The sequence below is a fragment of the Acetobacter sp. P5B1 genome (genome assembly GCF_018811985.1).
GTDB lineage: Bacteria > Pseudomonadota > Alphaproteobacteria > Acetobacterales > Acetobacteraceae > Acetobacter > Acetobacter cerevisiae.
Genome location: NZ_JACRVS010000032.1, coordinates 24,645 through 44,970 on the forward strand (window position 1 = coordinate 24,645; position 20,326 = coordinate 44,970).

The 20,326-nt window shown below is 54.4% G+C and carries 15 protein-coding genes; 7 read left to right on the top strand and 8 right to left on the bottom strand.

All coding sequences use genetic code 11. The annotated features are described in order from the left end of the window. Positions 1-19: 19 nt before the first annotated feature. Positions 20-2,248 (top strand): TonB-dependent receptor, encoded by a 2,229-nt coding sequence (locus KP703_RS13595; protein ID WP_373687501.1) that lies wholly within the window; start codon positions 20-22, stop codon positions 2,246-2,248. 76 nt (positions 2,249-2,324) lie between these two features. On the opposite strand, the gene KP703_RS13600 is transcribed toward KP703_RS13595, so the two are convergent. The 3 genes from KP703_RS13600 to KP703_RS13610 form a co-directional block, all read right to left on the bottom strand. Further along, the gene (locus KP703_RS13600; RefSeq protein ID WP_215755333.1) at positions 2,325-4,514 is read right to left on the bottom strand and encodes a TonB-dependent siderophore receptor; all 2,190 of its coding nucleotides are present in this window, start codon (positions 4,512-4,514) and stop codon (positions 2,325-2,327) included. A 111-nt stretch (positions 4,515-4,625) separates the two neighbouring features. Next, positions 4,626-5,984 carry a S41 family peptidase gene (locus KP703_RS13605; RefSeq protein WP_215755334.1) on the bottom strand — a complete coding sequence of 453 codons (1,359 nt, stop codon included), beginning with the start codon at positions 5,982-5,984 and terminating at the stop codon, positions 4,626-4,628. 25 nt (positions 5,985-6,009) lie between these two features. Continuing rightward, on the bottom strand, positions 6,010-6,150 hold the full coding sequence (locus KP703_RS13610) for a hypothetical protein (protein WP_215755335.1): 141 nt from the start codon (positions 6,148-6,150) through the stop codon (positions 6,010-6,012). A gap of 124 nt (positions 6,151-6,274) precedes the next feature. Here KP703_RS13610 and KP703_RS13615 point away from each other — a divergent pair, with 124 nt between their 5' ends. The 3 genes from KP703_RS13615 to KP703_RS13625 all read left to right on the top strand — a co-directional run bounded on the left by KP703_RS13615 (position 6,275) and on the right by KP703_RS13625 (position 11,697). Further along, positions 6,275-7,573: a DEAD/DEAH box helicase gene (locus KP703_RS13615; RefSeq protein ID WP_215755336.1), complete on the top strand. Its 1,299-nt coding sequence runs from the start codon at positions 6,275-6,277 to the stop codon at positions 7,571-7,573. A 90-nt stretch (positions 7,574-7,663) separates the two neighbouring features. Next, positions 7,664-9,451 (top strand): DUF262 domain-containing protein, encoded by a 1,788-nt coding sequence (locus KP703_RS13620; protein WP_215755337.1) that lies wholly within the window; start codon positions 7,664-7,666, stop codon positions 9,449-9,451. After that, entirely contained in the window at positions 9,448-11,697 is a 2,250-nt protein-coding gene (locus tag KP703_RS13625) for a DUF262 domain-containing protein (RefSeq protein WP_215755338.1), read from the top strand. The genes KP703_RS13620 and KP703_RS13625 overlap by 4 nt, the downstream gene beginning before the upstream one ends. Before the next feature lie 48 nt (positions 11,698-11,745). Here the strand turns inward: KP703_RS13625 and KP703_RS13630 are convergent, their stop codons facing one another. Continuing rightward, entirely contained in the window at positions 11,746-12,624 is an 879-nt protein-coding gene (locus KP703_RS13630) for an META domain-containing protein (protein WP_215755339.1), read from the bottom strand. Between the two features lie 220 nt (positions 12,625-12,844). On the opposite strand from KP703_RS13630, the gene KP703_RS13635 reads away from it, so the two are divergent. Continuing rightward, positions 12,845-13,102, top strand: coding sequence for a hypothetical protein (locus KP703_RS13635; RefSeq protein WP_062249581.1), 258 nt, complete (start codon positions 12,845-12,847; stop codon positions 13,100-13,102). Positions 13,103-13,144: 42 nt separating this feature from the next. After that, entirely contained in the window at positions 13,145-13,531 is a 387-nt protein-coding gene (locus KP703_RS13640; protein ID WP_062144304.1) for a hypothetical protein, read from the top strand. A gap of 69 nt (positions 13,532-13,600) precedes the next feature. Here KP703_RS13640 and KP703_RS13645 read toward each other — a convergent pair whose 3' ends face one another. Next, the gene (locus KP703_RS13645; RefSeq protein WP_215755340.1) at positions 13,601-13,792 is read right to left on the bottom strand and encodes a hypothetical protein; all 192 of its coding nucleotides are present in this window, start codon (positions 13,790-13,792) and stop codon (positions 13,601-13,603) included. A 199-nt stretch (positions 13,793-13,991) separates the two neighbouring features. Continuing rightward, entirely contained in the window at positions 13,992-14,927 is a 936-nt protein-coding gene (locus KP703_RS13650; RefSeq protein ID WP_215755341.1) for a LysR family transcriptional regulator, read from the bottom strand. A gap of 540 nt (positions 14,928-15,467) precedes the next feature. On the opposite strand from KP703_RS13650, the gene KP703_RS13655 reads away from it, so the two are divergent. After that, positions 15,468-16,925, top strand: a complete 1,458-nt coding sequence (locus KP703_RS13655) for a Hint domain-containing protein (protein WP_215755342.1) — start codon at positions 15,468-15,470, stop codon at positions 16,923-16,925. A gap of 95 nt (positions 16,926-17,020) precedes the next feature. Here the strand turns inward: KP703_RS13655 and KP703_RS13660 are convergent, their stop codons facing one another. Then, on the bottom strand, positions 17,021-18,946 hold the full coding sequence (locus KP703_RS13660) for a Hint domain-containing protein (RefSeq protein WP_215755343.1): 1,926 nt from the start codon (positions 18,944-18,946) through the stop codon (positions 17,021-17,023). 357 nt (positions 18,947-19,303) lie between these two features. Beyond that, positions 19,304-20,014, bottom strand: coding sequence for a S24 family peptidase (locus tag KP703_RS13665; RefSeq protein ID WP_062144697.1), 711 nt, complete (start codon positions 20,012-20,014; stop codon positions 19,304-19,306). Positions 20,015-20,326 lie beyond the last annotated feature (312 nt).

Below are 20,326 nucleotides of genomic sequence, written 5' to 3' on the forward strand. Positions count from 1 at the left end.
AACAGTTATGGGTCACGTTGTGTCTCCGCGTCCTGTCCGGCGCGGACGCTCTCCGTTTATCGTCGCGCTCCTCTGCGCCTCTGCCTTCACCGCAGCACACGCCGCACCGTCTGCCAAACCCACGCCATCCAAAGATGCAGCCCGCCGGGCCTCCCCGGTCACGCCTCCCATCACGCCGGCAGGGTCCCCCCAAAAACTCCTCGGCCACAAAACAACCGAGGCCCACGGGGAAGAGCATCTTCAGGTCATCGCCTCACATACAGATCCCATGGGCCGCGCGCTCACGGCCAGTCAGGGCAGCATTACCGCCAAGGAACTCCGCCTGCGCCCGGTTTACCGAGTGGGGCAGTTGCTGGAATCTGTCCCCGGTCTGGTCGTCACCGCGCATTCGGGCGAGGGCAAGGCCAACCAGTATCTTCTCCGCGGCTTCAATCTGGACCACGGCACAGACCTTGCCAGTTTTGTGGATGATATCCCGGTTAATGAACCCACCCACGCCCACGGGCAGGGCTATACGGATGTCAATTTCCTCATGCCGGAACTCGCACAGGGCATCGATTACACCAAAGGCCCATTTTACGCGGATGTCGGGGATTTCGGCGTCGTCGGGTCCGACCATATCCGCTTAACGGATGACCTGCGCGGGCAGGCTTCTGGCAGTCTCGGCACACTGGGCGACGAACATGCGTTTATTGGCGATACGGCGCACTTCAAAAATGGCGATAAACTGCTTGGTGCTTTCTCAATAGACCACCTCAATGGCCCGTGGGCGCATCCGGACAACTTCCGGGGCATCAAATCCGCCGCGCGCTACACCCACACCACAGAACACACCAAATTCAACCTGACCGGCCTGTATTACCGAGGCCAATGGAACAACACGACCGACCAGCCTCTGGAGGCCTACCAGAAAGGCCTCATCAGCCGTTACGGCTCTCTGGACCCAAGTGACGGCGGCTATTCCGAACGGTTCAGCGTTTCCGCGCATCATATTCTGCATAACGATAACTGGCAGCTCAAAACATCGCTTTACGTCGTGCATAGCCGCCTGACTCTATGGAACGATTTTAGCCATTATCTGAACGACCCCATCAATGGCGATCAGGAACAGCAGGACGAAACCCGCACCACCTTTGGCGGCACATCGGCATACCAGCGGCATGACACCTTCCTGCACCGCGCTACAGACACCACTTTTGGCGTACAAGGCCGCTGGGACAGCATTTATATCGACCGCCGCCATACCCGCCAGCGCAAAGTCCTGCCCGACTGCCCGGATAGCAGCGTGCCCACCGGCCAGTATGTCTGTAATGGGGATAACGTCTCACAAGGCAATGTCGGTCTGTTCGGCCAGAACATCACCCACTGGCTGCCCTGGCTGCGTACCGTTGTCGGCCTGCGTGGGGATTATTACGGAGGCTCAGATCACAGCCTCGTTTCCGGTTATAGGGGCCGTGTGCATCAGTGGCTTTTTCAGCCCAAAGGCAGCCTGATTTTCGGCCCGTGGTATAAAACGGAATTTTATATCAGCGCAGGGCAGGGCTACCATTCTAACGATATCCGCGCCGTCCTCGGCACCGTGCCGACTGATGGCATTGCCAACGGTGCCATCGCCACCCCGTTCATGACCCGTGCCACCAGTGAGGAACTGGGCGTCCGCACCAACATCATCCCAAAACTGAACCTGCAGGCCGCCTTTTTCCGTATCGATTTCAGTTCAGAACTCACTTACGACGCGGATGAAGGCGTCAACGATGCCGGCGCCCCCAGCCGCCGGCAGGGGTTTGAACTCTCCGGCCAGTATCACCCGCTGCCCTGGCTGGAACTTAACGCAGATATTGCCTCCACCCACGCCCGCTATTTCACGGGTAATCCCGGCCTTTATGGCCTGCCGGGGCTGTATGTGGCCAACGCCCCCAACTTTATCGGCTCCTTCGGCCTGCTGGCCGACCACCCCAGCGGCTTCTTCGGCGGTGTGCAGTTCCGCTGGCTCGGCTCCTACCCGTTAATCGAGGATAACTCCCTGCGCTCCCACGGCTATAAGGAAGTGAACATGGATGTCGGCTACCACATCACAAAATACCTTCAGGTGCAGGCCAGCATTTACAACCTGACCAACACCCACGCCTCCGCCTCCCAATACGCCTACGACTACCGCCTCACCCCCACATCCCCCGTCGAAACCGGCTCCACCTACCACCCCTTGGAACCCCGCTCCGCCCGCTTCTCCGTCACGGCGAATTTCTGAAAATCATGTAACCGATCTAGGGAAAATACGAGGAAAGTCCTATTGGTTGCATTCCAAAAGGGGAGGGCGAATCTCGCTACCAGCGATAAGCCAGCGTCACAAACATGGCGCGTCCCGGAGCCCACGCACAGGCAACATTGCGCGTGCAGATGGCAACATAGCGGCTGTTGGCAATGTTTGTGCCGTTGAGCTGGACTGACGCCCGTTTGTAATCAATATGAGCCACCACATCGCCTACCAGCTGGCTGGGCACAGAAAATGTTTCAGGCAACGCCCCCGCCGTGTTCCCTGTATAGCGCAGGCCCCCTCCCACGCCGGCCACAAGATCACGCCAAATATGAAAATCCTTTTTCAGGAAAACAGACGCCATGTGAGAGGGTACTGCCACCGGACGCTGGCCAATTTGTGCGGTAGTTGTGGATTTTGTGATTTTTGGGTCCTGATAGGTAAAGGACGCAATAAAACTGATGTTCCACGGCAGGCGTCCCATGCCTTCAAACTCAAACCCTCTGGTCCGTTGTTCACCGGCCTGAATATCATAGGTTGAATCAACAGGGTCAGGTGTCAGAATATTGGTCTCAACAAGATCAAAAAAATCCGCTGTCAGCATAAAATGGTCACCCCATGGCATTTTTTGGGATGGCTTATATTTCAGACCCGCTTCAATCTGCCGCCCTTTTGTCGGCAGGAAAGCCGTATTCAGGCGCGTTGTGCCCACCTGCGGCTGGAATGATGTCGCATAGGACACATAGGGCGACAGACCATAAGGTGCGGAATAGAGCAGGCCAGCACGGCCCGTAAACGCGTTGTTGTTTTGCGGTGTGCGCTGAGCCGTCAGGTTATCCACCGTCATGCTTTCGGTAAAATCTCCACGCCCGGACAGGGTTAAATGGAAATTCTTCCAGTCGGCCTGCTCCTGCGCGTAAATACCGGTCTGGCTTTCTGTCTCGTTCGTGTTGGTCGTTGTGCCATAGGTCGGCCAGGTAATGGCGCGGTAAACCGGCGCATAAAGATCGAGTGAGGGCGCTGTGTTCTGGCCGCGACGGTTCGCCAGAAAATCACTGCGGAAATCAACACCAACCAGAAGTTCATGCTTAACAGGCCCGGTTTTCAGCTTGAGGTCAGACCGGGTATCCAGCGTCACATTATTATAATTAGCTGATTGCAGCAGGGCGCGTCGCGTAATGGTTCGCTGATCACTGGAAAGAGCCTGCGTTGTCACAAAGCGATAATCCAGATCCAGATGGGCGTAGCGCATATTCTGGGTCATGGTCCAGTTAGGCAGAATTTTGCGGGAAAAACTGTATCCAACAGCCGCCTGTCGTTTGGAATAAACGTCGTAATCTGCATCGCTTGACAGAAAATCACGGGCAATCCGGCCATAGCGTGTTGCCGTCAGGGTTCCGGCTGCCGGCAGGAACTGCGCCGTGGAACCTGCATCCAGTTGTTCAAAACTGGCGAGAAGAGTCAAATCCGTCTTGTCATCAGGCTCCCACCTTAAGGACGGTGCCACATAAATCTCGTTGTTTTTGATATTTTTGGCATAGGTATCTGATTTTCGGATCAGCCCGTTAAAGCGCCACATCAGTGTTTTGGAGGCATTGAGCGCTCCCCCAATATCGGCAGCGCCCTGCACACGACTATAAGCCCCCGTCTGGAAATTAATCTCATTTTTCTGTCCTGCATTCGGGCGCTTGCTCACGGCATTTATAATACCGCCAAGCTGCCCGGACCCATACAGAGCGGATGTTGCACCGCGCAGAACATCCATTTCCTCCAGCCCCCAGGGTTCAATGCTGAACGACTGTGATGAGGCCGCATCCGGCGTGCGTGTGCCATCCAGATAAATGTCGGGTGAGAAGCCCCGGATCGTTCCAAAATACCCTCTGGGGTCATCCTTGGACCCATAATCGGATACCCCCGCAGAATACCGCACAGCATCCGAAACGCTGCGGGAATTCAGAATAGCCATCCGTTCCTGCGTAATGACCGTAATGTTCTGAGGCGTCTGCTCAAGCGGCGTGTCTGTTTTGGTGGCGGCAAAGCCACTCCGCGCCAGCAAACCATGCCGTGAGGCCGAGACATCAATGGTCTCTTTTGTATCGGCTTTTTTCTCCCGAGAATGCCGCCGTGCGGAAAGGGCTTTCTCATCCTGCTCAGGGCTCTGGACCGAGGGCAAGGCGGGGGCTGGGGCAGCAAAAGCCTGAGCTGCACAAAACAGCAATGCAGGCTGCGTGAAGGCAACAAAACGAGCAAGACGCTGCATGGAAAGGGTCGATCCCCAGTAAAAAGCAAGAGGCTTTCAAAGTGACCTCTAACAGATTGTCTCCTTACTGCACCTGATAATCATTATCAATAAAATCTTTGGTGTGGCTGCTTATCCCTGCCGCAACCACACTTCCGCCGCCCGCTCGGCGGCATCAGGATCAGCCTCCACCACATCCGGCTGAACCGGACCCTCATACCGCTTGCCCGTCCGGTCCAGTTCAAACTCTGCGGCCACTACCAGCCTCCCACCATCAGGCAGGGTGAAGCTCTTGTTCCCACTGGTCTGACCATGCGTGGCGGTCCCAAAAAACCGCGTGTTAGGCCGCCCCTTTAGCGCAATCGCCACCGCTTCCCCCGCGCTGGCGGTTTGCGGGCCAATCAGAACCGCTACAGGCACACGGGACAAATCCGGTCCGCCGTCCTGCGGAGCCACACCCTGCGCCACAGCCCGCCAGGGGGCAGAGCGTTTCCCCGTTCGGTCTTCAAAAAAGCCCAGATCCCCATTGCCGAGCAGCGGCCTCAAAGCTTGCAGCATTGGCCACATATTGCCGCCTCTGTCATGGCGCAGATCCACAATCCACCCGCGCATGTCAGGAGCCTGCGCAAAAATCTGCTGCCCGGTGCGGGAAAAATCTTGCATTCTCTTAGCAGAATGAGACGTCAAAGCAGGGAGAGAAATCTTTCCAACATCAGAGCTGATTTTCGTAAAGACTGGCATCTGCTCAGGTTGTGCGGCCAGCTTGCGCACTGTATCAGGCGGCATCACAAAACTATGCCCATCATGCAGGTCAGCAAGCAGAGTCCGGATCTCGGCATAAAGATCATCAGCCGAGCCCACTCTGGCCAGTTCCAGCAAAGGCGGGGTGCGGCTCTCCCAGTCAATCAAAGATGCATGCAGCGCCTGTGTGCGCATGGCATTGATTGCAAAAGCCATGGTCTGCACAGCAACAGACTGATTAGCATTCTGTTCCCCCGCGGGCACAACCGGCCCAACATGCAGCCCGCAAGCGGTCACTGTCCCCGGTCCACGCAGCATCACACCATAAACAACCCGTGTCGCCTGCGGCGGCACCCACACCACCATCTCCTGCATGCGGGTCACACTTTGCCCACGCACCATGTCCTTTTGCGTATTTCTAACCCCGATCTGCTTTGTGCCGTCATAAAGCATCATCCACAGACCAGCGCCTGCCTGCACATCCTGCACGCTCAGCTGCGCCCGCAGGCGCAACACCTTGTTCTGTAAACCGTCTGTTGAAAGCACCGTTCGCGTCACCGCAAACTGCTTCGGGCTGGCAGTGGCGGAGTGCAGCACCACCGCTTTTTCTCCATCCGGGCAGGGTGCCCCCTCAGACAGCGTAAACTGATGCTGCGGGTCAAACAGGTCCCACTGCACCGGTTCCGCAAACCCCTTTGCAGAAATCATCACGAACACACCTGCACACACCAGAAAAGCCCGCTTCGCCATGTCACCCCCACGTCCGCTCCTGCCGTCAGTAGAGCCAGGAAAGACCGTACCAAAACGCAAGCATCCCCAGCATGACACAATTGATAAGTTTCAGGTTCACCAGACCAATGGCAGCCGTTGCTGCACTCAGCGCAAAGGAGAGGCGGGGGCCGTCTCTGTGCTGCATGAGGGGTCACTCTTTCCCTGCCGCGTGTTGACGCCCGTTCCCCCCACCCGTAAAAAGCCCCCGTTCCAAACACGCGATGCCCTACCCGGCGCAGCCTTATTGAGCGCCGGAGGCGCTGCCTGCTATGTCCCCATCCATCACATTTGCCGATCTCCCCCTGGCGCAGCCCCTGCAGGACGCCCTGGCCGAGACAGGCTACACCACCCCCACGCCCATTCAGGCCCAGTCCATTCCGCTGCTGCTGGAAGGGCGGGATCTGCTCGGCATGGCGCAGACCGGCACTGGTAAAACCGCGTCATTCGTGCTGCCGCTGCTGCACCGCATGGCCCAAAACCCGCGCCCGGCCCCCAAACGTGGCGCGCGCGTGCTGGTTCTGGCCCCCACGCGAGAACTGGTCTCTCAGATTGCCGATGGGTTTGAAAATTTCGGGCGGCATCTGCCGTTCACCGTCACCACCATCTTCGGTGGCGTTAGCCCGATGCATCAGATCAACGCGTTGAAAAACGGCGTGGATGTCATCGTCGCAGCCCCCGGCCGCCTGCTCGATCTCGTCACGCAGGGCGAGTGTGACCTCTCGCAGCTTGAAGCACTGGTGCTGGATGAAGCCGACCAGATGCTCGATATGGGCTTTGCAAAACCCATCGAACGCATTGTCGCCACCCTGCCCAAAGAGCGCCACACCATTCTGCTCTCTGCAACAATGCCGAAATCCATTGCAGCGTTGGCGGAAAGCCTGCTGCAAAATCCGGCCAATGTCGAAATCGCGCCGCCCTCTACCACGGTGGACCGCATTGAGCAGTCCGTCATGTTCATGGACGCAGCCCACAAGAAAGAGGCCCTGCTGGAGCTGCTGCGTACACCCGGCATGGGTCAGGCCGTGGTCTTCACCCTGCAAAAGAATATCGCCAACGAAGTCTGCGCCTTCATCACCGAGGCTGGCATCACAGCAGAAGCCCTGCACGGCAACAAGTCACAGGGTCAGCGGGAACGCGCTCTGGAAGCTTTCCGCGCCGGCACGGCACAGGTTCTGGTCGCAACCGACATCGCGGCCCGCGGCATTGATGTTGATACCGTCACGCATGTTTTCAATCATGACCTGCCCAGCCTGCCGGAAAGCTATGTCCACCGCATTGGCCGCACGGGCCGGGCAGGGCGCAGTGGTTACGCCATTACCCTGTGCGATGCCGAGCAGCGCGCCTGGCTGCATGATGTCGAGCGTGAAATTGGCCGCACCCTGACGGTCCACACAGACCACGCCTGGCATTCGGAAGAGGCTCGCACCTCCACCAAACGCGCCCCCGTCCTCGGTGGCGGCCCGGTCAAACAGATCAAGCCGCAGAAAGTCCGCGAACGCAAAATCTGGACCGAAGAAGAAAAAGCCGCCGCCCGCGCCGCCGCCATGGCGGCCCGCAGCGGGGGCTGATCAGGCACCTGACGGTCCTATACCGCTCTCCCTCATGGCATGGTATGAGGGAGAGGGCCGGGTATTACCCGCCGCTTCAGGAAAGTCCCCATGTCGCAACAGAACAGTATTGTACTAAAATCTATTGATGAAATACTGACAGAATCTTTTTTCATTCCCTTCTACCAGCGTGGATACCGATGGACGAAGCGGCAGGCAGAGGATCTGCTGGATGATATCTACGAATTTCAGAGGCAGAAAAAGGCAGGGTCCGGCACACCCTTTTACTGCCTCCAGCCTGTTGTTGTAAAAAAACGCGATCAGGAGTGGGAACTCATCGACGGGCAACAGCGCCTGACGACAATCCATATCCTTCTGAATTATCTCAAAGACCAGATGACGCCGGGTCAGACCCCTTACACGATTTCCTATGAGACACGTCCGGCTAGTAAGAAATTCCTTGAAAATATGGACGTGGCGATGAGCCATGAAAATATAGATTTCTTCCATATGCACGAGGTCCAAAAAGCTATTGCGGCCTGGTTTGAAGAAAAAGACCAGACCTGCAAATCAGAATTTCTCCACACCCTGCTTGGTCACGACGGAGCCGGCGGGTGCGTTAAAATCATCTGGTATCAGATTAATGAAGAAACCGATGTTACCAAAATTTTTACGCGCTTGAATATGGGAAAAATCCCTTTGAGTAATGCAGAGCTGGTCAAGGCTCTTTTGCTCAAGCGGAGTAATTTTGAAGAGCAAGAACGCTACCTGCGGCAACTTAAAATCGCGCAGGAATGGGATGAGATTGAACGCGTCCTGCAAGCGGATGATTTCTGGTATTTCCTCTGCGGAGAGAAGCAGGAAGCCAATCGGATCGAATTTGTTCTCAATTTGGTCGCCCGTGACCTAAAGGATGATAAGTCGGCTATCCCGGTAGATGATCCCTCTTACATTTTTCTGACTTTCTCCAGTTGGTTTGAAGCAACGCAAGATCCTCAGCCTTTCCAGACCTGTTGGGAAAAGATCAAACGTTGGTTTATGACGCTGCAAGAATGGTATCAGGAACACGATCTTTTCCATATGATTGGATTTCTGATCGCCTCAGGTAAAAAAATATCTGATATTCAAAACGTATTGGAGCAAAGCGCTACAAAATCAGACTTCAAGAAAAACCTCAAGGCGATGATTCGCGCGCAGGTTATCCGTCAAAACAAGAGCATTGAGGTATATATCAAGCAACTCTCTTATGGAGACCGCGTGGAAGTCGTGCGCGTTCTTCTTCTCTTTAACATCACAAGTCTGCTGCTCAGCAGGGCAACAAATGCCCGTTTCCAGTTTGATTATTACAAAAAGCAGAAATGGGATCTGGAGCATATCCACTCACGCACGGATACTCTGCCAAATCAGAAGAAGAAGCAGAGCGCATGGCTCGAAAATACTCTGGATTTCATAAAAGATTCTGTTCTGCTTGATCAGAATGCGGAGCGCGATAGGCAGGCATTGATTCAGGAAGCGGAAACGCTCAAAAATTCGGAAAATTTCAAGACTGAATTTCCTACGCTCGCTGAAAGGATCATAAATCTTTACGGTTGCTCCGTGGATGGGTCAGACTCCCGGTCCGTAGATTGGGGCGATACTATTGGTAATCTCACCCTTCTAGATAGTGCAACAAACAGAAGTTATCAAAACGCTATTTTTCCTATCAAAAGAAAAGACATTATTGCATTGGATAAATCAGCAACATTTATTCCGCTCTGTACAAAAAATGTTTTTCTAAAATATTACAGAAAAAATGTGACCAATATGCAGCGGTGGGACGTAACCGACATGGAGAGTTACCAAAACGCGATCATTAACGCCCTACAGCAATTTTTTGACGAGCAGGAAGCCGCAGCATGAGCACGCACGCTGGAAAAACTCTGACTTTCATAGATCTGTTTAAGCAGGACGGCCTCGTCCAGATTCCCGTTCTGCAACGAGACTACGCGCAGGGCCGGGAGGCTGAAAGCGGAATTCGTCAGCAGTTTCTGGCCTCATTGCGAGAGAGCCTGTGTGCGGAGGACCCTTGGCAGCCGCTTGATCTGGATTTCATTTATGGTAGTATGGAGGCAGGAACCCCTACCGTTTTTTCCGTTCTGGATGGCCAGCAAAGGCTGACAACGCTTTTTCTTCTCCACTGGTATCTCGCGCTCAAGTGTGGAAAGCTAGGGGCTTTCCATGCAACTTTCCTGTGTCATGGTTATAGCCGATTCACCTATAAAACTCGCGCCAGCGCCAGAGAATTTTTTGATGCTCTGGCTCTGGCAAAGGGTATTCAACTTCCGCTCGGTCACGAACGCCTGTCAGACAAGATTAAGGATCAAAAATGGTTCTTTTCCTCATGGTTGCTTGATCCCACCGTTCAGGGCTGTCTCACCATGCTCGATGCCATGCACGAGGTGTTTCATGATAGTACGAGCTCTCTGTATACGCGTCTGATTAACAGCCAGTCTCCGCGTATCATCTTTCAGTTTCTTAATCTGAACGAATTTTCCCTTTCGGATGAACTCTATATCAAGATGAATGGACGCGGAAAAATCCTTTCGGATTTCGAAAATTTCAAGGCATCATTTTCGTTAAATTTTAAGGAATTTTCTTGTGATAATGAATTCGGACGCAAAATAGACGGCGTATGGACGGATCTGTTCTGGTCTCTCAGTAACGATAATACCAAGCCTCTCAGTCACGATAAGACAGAAAAATTCAATAGTTTCTATCTTCGATTTTTTCTTCTTATGGCATTTTACCGTCAGTGTGAACTCACAGAAGGGTCATTTGAAAAACTCCCTGATAAAAATAAATTATTCTTAAAAAACCTGAGAGAGTCTAAAGCATATCGTGCACAGAAAATACCTTTCAGCTTTGACACATACAGTCTGCAACGGATTGAGATTGTTCTTGATTATTGCGTGGCCAATGAGCACGTTCGTCCTCTCCTGCGTGCTGTGCTTGAGCAGAACAATTACCTGACAGAGAGCAGATTTTACGCGCTGGTATGCCTTATCCATCAGTTGAAGACGCCGACCTCAGACCAATTCCTGCGTTGGCAACGCGTGACGGATAACCTGATCCATAACCAGATTATTGACTCGACTGAGGTCTTTCTGCCGCTGGCCAGATCGCTCAGGAGGCTGGCAACGCATGCTGCCGATCTGTACGCGTTTTTGGCCAACACAGATGAGGCGATGCCGGGCTTTACACAGGAGCAATGGCAGGAAGAAAAACTAAAATGCCAGCTGTTGCACAGCCTGAAGTGGCAAGACTTGTTGCAGCATGGAGACTGGCAGGCAGAAGATCCTTCCCCGTGTTACGAAAGCCATCCTTATCTGATGGGTAAGGTCGGGTTTATTCTTAAGATGTCTTGCCCCGAAGGAGAAAAGATCCCCGACCCTGATCTATTCAAGGAAAATGCCGATAAAGTCTGCGCTTTGCTGGATAAAAGCATCCTGAACTCCGATGAGTTCCTATTGCAAAGAGCACTTCTCTCGCTTGCCGATTACACATGGCGTTGTGCAGGCGACAAATATAGTTTCGGAAAACATAATGGCGCGTCTTATCGTGAGCGTGATGAAAACTGGTTCAGAGTCGCCAGAACACCGTTATTTTCTGAGCTTGTAGCTGCTATTGCGGGAGGCTCCCGCCAGTCCCTCCTTGACCTTATCAATTACTCTAACGCATCGGGGTGGCGGCGCTTAATGATCACGTATCCAGAGACATTTCAGTATTGTAGCGAATGCGTTATTGGAAAAGAAAAGGAAGATCATGGGAAGCAAGAAATTTATCTTGTAAAAAGAAAACAGTATAATGGATACAATACGGATTTAAGAACATACGTTGTAAAGATCATTCTGGATGACAAGAAAAAGACAAATATTTTGCCTTCGAGTATCGCGAATTACCGTCATCACGACGTGACCGGGCACAGTCAAAGCTTCATAGACATCACCTTATCGGACTCAAAAAACTATCGAATCACATATGAAGGCTTCCAGTTCGTCTCCCGCCTCAAGTCAGAAAAGCGGGAAGCAGACTGGGAGCGATCCATGCCAGATGCGATCGCTAACTTCCTGAAAGAGTATTTCCCGGAAGAAGATATTGCTGCCTGAAAAGCCTATCAGGCCACAGTCACACGCTGTGGCCTGCCTGCGCCGGACTTAAAAAACCTGCCGCAACCGCACAGTTTTCTTATCACCCGTCTCTAACACCAGCACGTTCCCGTCCGTCCGCCAGTGCGTCACTGCACGGGTCAGGGCGGAGAACTGCCGGGCTATCGTATCCTGTCGGCCGGGGCAGGCCATCATGGTGCTGATGCCACCCTGTGCTGAGGCCTTTACGCGCCCATCCTTGCCAAATTCCAGCCCGCCTACATAGCGGTTACACCCGTCAGAGCCGGAAATCTTGCCGCTGCCATTAATATCCAGCGTCGGGGCCATGTCCGGCGCTCCGGCTTTCAGGCCCGGCTCATCCGTGGTGCGGTCCGTGTCAGACGGCGGCTTGCTGCCATCGGCCAGCCGGTGCCCGTCCAGTGCCGTCACGACCCAGCGCGTGCCGTTCAGGTTGGTCGGGGCCAGCGGCGTACCGCCACAGCCGGTCAGGGTGCGGCCCTGTGTCACAATCCGCACCGTGTCCGCATAACTCTGGCCGCTCATGCTGTCGGAGCAGGCTTTGGCGGTAATCTCCACCTGCATCGCTTTTGCTTCATAAGTGCGGTTCCCGCCTTCCGCATGCGCATGCAAAACCGGGCCGGCCATGCGCGGCCCGTCCGGCGTTTCCAGCGTCAGCATGTTCTGCGCCAGCGTCATGTTCCAGGAGGGCTCATTGCCAGAGGCCTGATAAATCCCGTCCGGCTTGCCAGAGGTCGCTACCGGCTGCGTAGCCGTCTGCCCAGCACAGCCCGCCAGCGCACCAGCCAGCCCAAGTGCCAGCATGCCACCGGTTGCGCCGCGCCGCAGCCCATGCCGCGCTGTCTGTTCAGCGCGCTCAGTTCGCGTCTGTCGTGCTGTGGCCTGTGCGCCTGTTTCCGTGCTGTGCATCTGGTTCCTCATAGTCCTCTGGTCGGCCTGTGCCGTTGCCCCATCCTACTGCCATTTCACACAACAGGGCCAGCCTGCCTCTAACGTCGGTCTGCTCACTCCGTTGCGCTATCGTCACACCATCGTCCGGGCGCATAGCCCCTCAACCGTGACGCCCCCACGCCTGCCGTGATAGGCTGCCCGCATCCGCCCAGCCGGCAAAACCACAGGGGAGGGCTCCATGCCTGAAAACAGCATCGCGCAGAAAATCGCCATTGGTGTGTTCAGCCTGCTGCTGGCTGCGGGCACTCTGGCAGGCGGGATCTATTGTGCCGGGCAGGCCACGGATATCCTGCTGCATAGTTCAAAATGGCCGAACCTGAGCCATTACAGCACCCTGCTGATTGTGCCGCTCGGCCTCGTGCTTTATCTCAGGCATCGCAAGCGCGGCCAGAAAGCAGAGACCGTGCACGATGACCCCTATGGCGGCCTGCGGTAACCGCGGCCACTCCTACCAGACAGACCAGCCAGAAAGACCATCATGATTATTCAGGGCTATAATTTTTTCTGTGATATGCCCGATGACATGCGCTACCTGCGCAACAGCACCCCGGACGAAAGCTTTATTGAAGAGAACATGATCTTCATTCTGCCAGACCGGCTGAAGAAGTTCCGCAAGAACCTCTGGCACGTGCGCCGCAATGCCGGGGCCACGCATATTTATATCCCGCTGTTCCGCGTCAAAACCATTCTGGAGCAGGACCCTATCCCACCGGGGTATGAAGGCCCGTTTGATGTCTTCCCGTTCTACACACACACATCCAAACGCCGCAGCCGCGCACTGGATTATTATCTGCTGTTCGTCTTCCGGCACAAGGAGACCTATGTGCAGTGCAAATCTCTGCTCAACCCGGAAAAAGCCCGTTAAGCTCACATGAAGAAACGCGGGGCACAAAACCCCGCGCCCCGCGAGAGGTCTTGAGCGACGCAAAATAACCTAGCGGGCCTCTTCCCGCGCTCGCTCCGCCACAGTCTGCACATCATCCTGCTCCACTTCCTCCGCCAGAGCCTCCAGCGTGGCGCAGCATTCCAGCACAGCCAGCGGGGCTGCTTTGAAATAGAGCACATTAACCAGAGGCGTAATCTCCCGGACCGTCTGGCGCAGGCAGCCCGCAACCTGCGTCAGCATCGCGCAATCCAGCGCAGCCTGCCGGTGCAAAAAAGCCGAACTCCCCGGCAAGGGCGACCAGCATGGTCCGGTCGGCGTAGAATTTACAGGAGGAGCAACGGGGCAGGATAGCGGCATCAGCAACACTCGCTCATAGCATCAGCAGGAGCTGCCTGTGTAAGCCTGACTACCATTGGGTGCAGTTAAAGAATGCTGTGCATCAGGTATTGAGTGTTTTTTGTAGTTCTAAGAAAAATGTCCGCGCTTCCCGGTAAAGGTAGTCAATCACCATTTTACTTTCCGGGTTATCCCGGGTGTTTTTGTTGTAAAAGATATCAATATAATAAGGTTCTATGGGCTCTTTCACAGGAACCTGCCGAATCTGTTCGGCAAGCTCTGTGCGTTCAAAGCTATACCGACATGTCATAAAGAGGCAGTTATTCTTCACGCCAAATTTTATCGAATCTACAGATTGCCCAACATTGATAAGAATATTCCTGAATTCCGTGTTGTGAGATTTTCCCGACTCATCAAAATACTCAATGGTGCAAGATGAACTGTTGATGATTTTTTTGTCATAGAGTTCTGAAATAGCGTAAACGCGATCTTTCTCTATCTCAGGGTTGGTAATGCTCGAGCCTATGAGCAATTCATCTGAGAAAATGTTCTTGCGAATTGTGTCTTCGGGAATAGTAGCATTTCGTCCATTGCCAATAAAAAGGCAGTTATCTTTTAAATGCTCCTGTGTGAGATGGGATACAATCTCATAATTGAATGATATTTCAGGGAATTTTCTTATACAGTCGTTCAGGACATTTTCCATAAAGAGGCGGCCGGGAATGGTGTGGTAAAAAACTCTTAAATTCTTTTTTAATATCTTATTTCTGAGGATGTATTCGTGCTCAAGAATGTCACGAAATGCGGTAATGATGGAGTCTTTGTAATGCTCTCCTTCTCGGGTCAGGAGGAGTTTTTTGCCGTCCCGTTTCACCAGCTGTGTGTCCAGCTTGTGCTCAAGATGTTTTATAGCACGTGAAATTTTTGAAGGGTGCGTGTCCAGAACGGTCGCCACCCTGGAAAGGGTGCCGCACTGACAGAAAAGTAAGAAAATTTCACGGTCAGTCAGGTCAGAAACGAGGGGCAGCGCGGAGAGCATTGTATAAGGTGTCTCTTTGTATTCGTCTTGGGGGCAACTGTTCCTTCAAAGGCCTGAACAGACAGGTAAATCTGTTCGGTCTCCCGGAAACTGCTCTGAGCTTCAGAGCGTGAGGTATCCTGATTTAGGCAGACATTTCCAGTAACTCTGAGCGGCATAAGCGCACCGTCTTACAGGTTCGATTTTTTTCACAAAATCAATCTCATGTTCGCACTGGTGCAAGATGGTTTCGCATTTAAGCACCTTATTATGGGCAATAAATCAATGGTATTCAAGTGATAGTGTTTCTTATTATCAAACAGGAATTTGCCCAGCGAGGTTCCGCCCATGCCTGCTTCAGCACTTCTTGCCTCCAGTCTTAAATGGAAAGATGTCATCAAAAGGGCGGGAGAGTCTCACTCTCCTGTTATGCTGGATGCTTCCGCTCATGCCCTTACTGTTTCAGGAGTTTTGAAGGGGAAGGGGAGAAGGTCAAATAACGCCATCAGCGGTCTGGCCATAACCGGCCAACATCCCGTCACGCTTGCAGGATCTGGCAGAGTGACGGTGACCGACACTGTCACCGCAGAGAGCGATATAATCATTGATGGCATAACGATTGATGCGCGGTCGATCGTCAGCGGCGGCACGATTATCATTCGGGGTGGTGGCACGTTGGTTGCGCAAAGCGTGGCTGCAAACATCATGTTCGACGCAACACCATCTCCTGCCAACAACACCCTTCAGATTAATTGTAGCAGTGCCCCCCTCAGCAATGTGACCAATCTGGCGCCTGGGGATGTGATAGATTTCCTCGGTAATGTCTGGGATACCAGCGTGAGCTGGATAGAAAACAGCACTGGCACCTATTCCCTCATCGGCAGCACCGGTGACATGCTGATTTCATCAGTCTCGTTTGCCAAAAAAGCAGATGGAACAGCCTATACTCCGGAGGAGTTCAGTTTCATGAGGACTGTCTCATACAAAGGGGGGAAGTCCAGAGCTCTTACGCGCGTCGGTTTCCTTGCTGGCAGTCTGATCGAGACGACAACGGGTGATGTTCCGGTCGAGACCATCAAAGAAGGAGATCAGGTCATTGCTTATGTGGACGGGACGCCCCTCACGCGTCCAGTCGTCTGGCGCGGCCATAAGCATGTAGCCGTTCATGCCGGGCTGCCTGATGATGAAGCAGGGTATCCGGTTCGCATCCTTAAAGACGCTATTGCCGATGGGGTGCCGCATAAGGACATGCTGATTGCGGCTGATCATAGTCTGTTTTTTGATGGGTCGTTCATACCTGTTCGTCTGCTGGTCAATGGCCGGACCATTTTTTTTGACCATACCGTTTCGTCTTATGACGCGTATCATATCGAAACATCTCATCATTCCATCATCCAGGCAGATGGTGTTCTGACGGAAAGTTATCTGAAGACCGGGCATCAGCATGAGAGTCTTAAGAACAAAAAAACGATAACGCCCCCTGCGGCTGCGCCACGGATGGTCGCCCGTACCAGAGTCGAAGCGTTGTTCCTCACGCTTCAGTCCCGCGCTCAGACCTTTGGGGTGCCATCAAAGGTGAGTGATGTCGCTCTGACGCACGACGCTGATCTTCGCCTCGCGATATCAAAAAGGCAGACAATTCGGGCAATGCGTGTTGTGAACGGGAACCATCTGTTCATGATCCCACCGGGCGTAGGGACTGTACGGATCCTTTCCCGCACAACGCGCCCGTGTGATCTTCACGGCCCGTTTGTTGATGATCGCCGCCCTCTTGGGGTGCTGGTTGGAAACATCTCTTTGCGGGGCATGAGGAAAAAGATTGAGATTACCACCCATCTGACGACTGAGGAGGCCGATGGCTGGAGCGTTCCGGAAAATCTCCCCTGCCGCTGGACAATGGGGAATGCCCTTCTGCCACTGGACCTCAGGCATGAATGCCGCGTTCTGTCTCTTCAGGTTCTATCCAGCGGCCCTTACCGCAGCGTCCCAGAGCAGGTGAGTGTTCTTTCCGTCTCTTAGGTGTGAAGACGACATTTTTCAGAAAAAAGAAAGTAAAAAACCGGAAGACGCAATGACGCTCCTTCCGGTTTTTTATACGCCTAGGGTAACGTGCGTCAGTGGTTCACACAGCACCGGCAAAGAGGCGTGTCCTCACGCACATACGGCCCGGCGGACAGAATGGTCACTGTCAGCACCCGCAGCGCATGCGGCAGCGTGGTCGGCACCTCCAGGAGTGCATAACCATCCGTCCAGCGCGCACCATTGGGTTCGGGCGCATGCCAGCCGGGGAGGGCGCTGGTCTGCTTAGGCGGTGAAATGCTGCACGGGGCAAGATTGCCTTCCTGTATCAGAATGTCACCAACCAGAACCCCCAGCATCCGCCGGTCATCCACAAACGGCCCTTCCACGTCACAGGGTCGGCTGGCGCGGGAGACAAGGCGCACCTGCGTGACACCAGCTGGAAGCATGAAGGACGCCATGCCGTCCCGCTCACGGATTTTGCGGATTGTCTTTCCGCACACTGTTTCCAGATGCAGGTCCGCGTCATGCGTCAGCTCCGGGCTGTGCAGCCCGGTCTCATCACACCCTGCGTCAGCCTGTGCAGCCCGCGTTGCCAGCGCACGGAACAGGGGCTCAACCTCTTCACGCGTCACGGCCAGCGGCACGGCAGCATGCTGTGCCCAGTTGCGTGGCCCGGCGCCCAGCGTCGCCACTTTGCCTGCCTGCGTAAAACGGCCCCGGTTGCCGGTATCCAGATAGCTTTCCGTCAGCATCCCGTTGGCCATAATCACGGCATGCTGTGCAGTTTCCACATGGTAATAGGTATACTGCGTCAGGCTGCGATCATAAAAAATGCTGCTGCCATTGACCAACATCCGCACAGGCACAAAGCGACCATTCAGAAAGAGGCAATGCTCCGGCGTAATCAGCAAGTCCTCATACGGCACGCCATCGGCAATGGCCCCGGCCCGGATACGCACAGGATATCCCGCTTCATCATCAGGCAGGTCAGCACGCACCGTCGCAGTCTGATACCCGGCCCAGATAACGAGCTGATACACATCCTGACCCGTCGTTACAGTCAGAACCAGATCACCCACACGCACATCTTCAACAGCCACATCGCCTTTTGCCGTGCGGATCAGAGACCCGGCAAGGAAGCACGTGACCGTGGCCGTTTGGGCGCTGCTGTCATAGGTCAGCCCGGCATCCTGATAGTAGGTGTCGCCTGTGTACTGGGAGTCACCATGGTTGCCGTCGATGGTGCCCGTCGAGGGAGGGGCCGGGGTCAGATCCAGAGGGGAATAGTAAACCGTATTCCCGTTGGCATCTGTGGCGGTCGTGCCATCGGCATTCAGTTTTGGCGCAAAGGACACGCTGCCCAGAATGGCGTTCTGCGTCCAGTTGCCGTCAAATGCCACCAGTCGGTAGGTGTTGCTGCTGCCTTCCTGAATCCACCGGACATGCGGATAACCCGACTTTTCCACCACAATGCTGTCAGCGGGCGTAAAGTTCTGCACGCTGCCTACAGTCAGGGAGGGGTTTTTCAGCACCAGCGTATTGTGGGTGTCGTTCGGTGCCTCACCAAACACCACGGTCCCGGCCACACTGCCATTCAGGCTGACGGTTGCCCCGCCAGTAATCCCCAACGTACCATTGACCGTAGCGGAAGAGGGTGCATTCAGTGTCGTGTTTGTACCGCTGAGTGCCAGCATCCCAGTGTCCGCAATGGTCAGGCCGTTGGCGCTCAGGGTGCCGTTTTCCAGCGTCACCGCAGCGCCGCTGTCTACCGTCATGTTGCTGACACCGGCATAGGTCTGGCCACCCAGATCGACCGTGGCATTGGAAGGGAAAGCTACCGGAGCCCATGTGCTGCTTGTGCCGGGCGGCACAGCAACCTGCTGACCATTAACCCACGTGAGCGGGTAGGTCGTCGGGTTTCCGTTAGAATCATAGTAAGTCCAGTTGTTGGTATCGGCCCAGCTCGTTCCGTCTCCAGCGCCAGTCCAGACATAAGTCGCGGTATAAGAAGTCCCCAATGCGTACGCCTTCCAATTGTTAGGTTTTTCTTAGAATTCATTCTTTCATTATCCATATCAATCGATCTCAGTTATTCAAATTAGGATTTTTTAATGAATTAAAAAGGAACATGCTGTAATGATCTATATTTATAAAAATATAGTCACTGTATAACGGCTATTTCCCAGATATAATTGGAAAAAATTATGTTTTGTTTTGTCTCATAAATTGGATTCGCGCGTTTATAGCGCGCGTGACATAAATTTTTTTCTTTTCGGTAAGGTGTGTGTAGTTGCGTATTTGCACTCATTACAGTGCTGTAAAGTGCAAAGCGCCTATCCTGAGCCTGCCCGTTCACGCAGCTTCAGCGCAAACAGTTACAGCCGCCGCGCAAACCACACCACCCGGCCAATAATCTGCACCAGTTCAGCGGGGACTTCATAAGGGGAAAAACGCGGGTTTTCGGACTTGATGCGCACCATCGGTTCCGAGGCCTCATGCGCCCGCTCGGCCCATTTGCACACCACGCCATCCCCATCAAACAGCACAAAAATGCCCGGTTCGATAATGGATGTCTTGCGCGTATCCACCAGCACCATGTCTCCATTCTGGAGCATCGGCTCCATGGACTGGCCTTCCACCTCAATCACCCGCAGGTCGGAGGGGGAGGCCCGCAGCGCGCCACGCACAAATTCTTCTTCAAAAAACTTGGGGCGTCCCAGCAGCCGGTCTTCCACATAGCCGCAGCCACCCATCCCCGCCCGGAGCGAGATATAGGGCACAGCCACATACCCCGGCGGGTTCCGTTCCACCGTAATTTCCGGCTGGTCCGGGGGCGGAATGTAGGCAGACCGCGCCTCCCGCGCCACGGCCTGTCCGCCAGCGGGGAACAGCAGATCCCGCGCCGTGCAGCCCAGAATGGAGGCAACGCGCTCCAGTTTTTCGCCACCCGGATTGCGCGATTTTCCCTTCAGAATATCGCGCACATAGGTGTCGCCCACCCCTGCGCTGCGGGACAGTGCTTTTTGCGTCAGCCCCAGCAGGGACATCCGGCGTTCCAGTTCTCTGGCAACATGTGAGCGATCCATGGGGGGAACTATCCCACGTCATCCCTTAAAGATCAAATGGGATATATCACCTCAATATCCCCTTGACCCGTTGTGACTAGTCACCCTACCGTCCCCCTTAAGCCTCACCCGGTGTGATGAGGTTTTTTGATCGCCTCCATTCAAAGGAAGAGTGCCTATGTCGGCCTCACAGTCTCCCGCCCACTCCATCTCAGCCCGACTTTCCGGCAGGTTTTCTGCCGCTGCTCTGGTTCGCACCCCCGGCACGTCTCGCGTCAGCCGGCTCAAGCCTGCCCAGAGCATGCCCCGCAAACCTGCTCATGCGGCCCCTTC

Coding starts and splice junctions, on each gene's coding strand:
- KP703_RS13600 (WP_215755333.1), bottom strand. CDS start 4,514: ATGCAGCGTCTTGCTCGTTTTGTTGCCTTCACGCAGCCTGCATTGCTG.
- KP703_RS13605 (WP_215755334.1), bottom strand. CDS start 5,984: ATGGCGAAGCGGGCTTTTCTGGTGTGTGCAGGTGTGTTCGTGATGATT.
- KP703_RS13610 (WP_215755335.1), bottom strand. CDS start 6,150: ATGCAGCACAGAGACGGCCCCCGCCTCTCCTTTGCGCTGAGTGCAGCA.
- KP703_RS13615 (WP_215755336.1), top strand. CDS start 6,275: ATGTCCCCATCCATCACATTTGCCGATCTCCCCCTGGCGCAGCCCCTG.
- KP703_RS13620 (WP_215755337.1), top strand. CDS start 7,664: ATGTCGCAACAGAACAGTATTGTACTAAAATCTATTGATGAAATACTG.
- KP703_RS13625 (WP_215755338.1), top strand. CDS start 9,448: ATGAGCACGCACGCTGGAAAAACTCTGACTTTCATAGATCTGTTTAAG.
- KP703_RS13630 (WP_215755339.1), bottom strand. CDS start 12,624: ATGCACAGCACGGAAACAGGCGCACAGGCCACAGCACGACAGACGCGA.
- KP703_RS13635 (WP_062249581.1), top strand. CDS start 12,845: ATGCCTGAAAACAGCATCGCGCAGAAAATCGCCATTGGTGTGTTCAGC.
- KP703_RS13640 (WP_062144304.1), top strand. CDS start 13,145: ATGATTATTCAGGGCTATAATTTTTTCTGTGATATGCCCGATGACATG.
- KP703_RS13645 (WP_215755340.1), bottom strand. CDS start 13,792: ATGCTGACGCAGGTTGCGGGCTGCCTGCGCCAGACGGTCCGGGAGATT.
- KP703_RS13650 (WP_215755341.1), bottom strand. CDS start 14,927: ATGCTCTCCGCGCTGCCCCTCGTTTCTGACCTGACTGACCGTGAAATT.
- KP703_RS13665 (WP_062144697.1), bottom strand. CDS start 20,014: ATGGATCGCTCACATGTTGCCAGAGAACTGGAACGCCGGATGTCCCTG.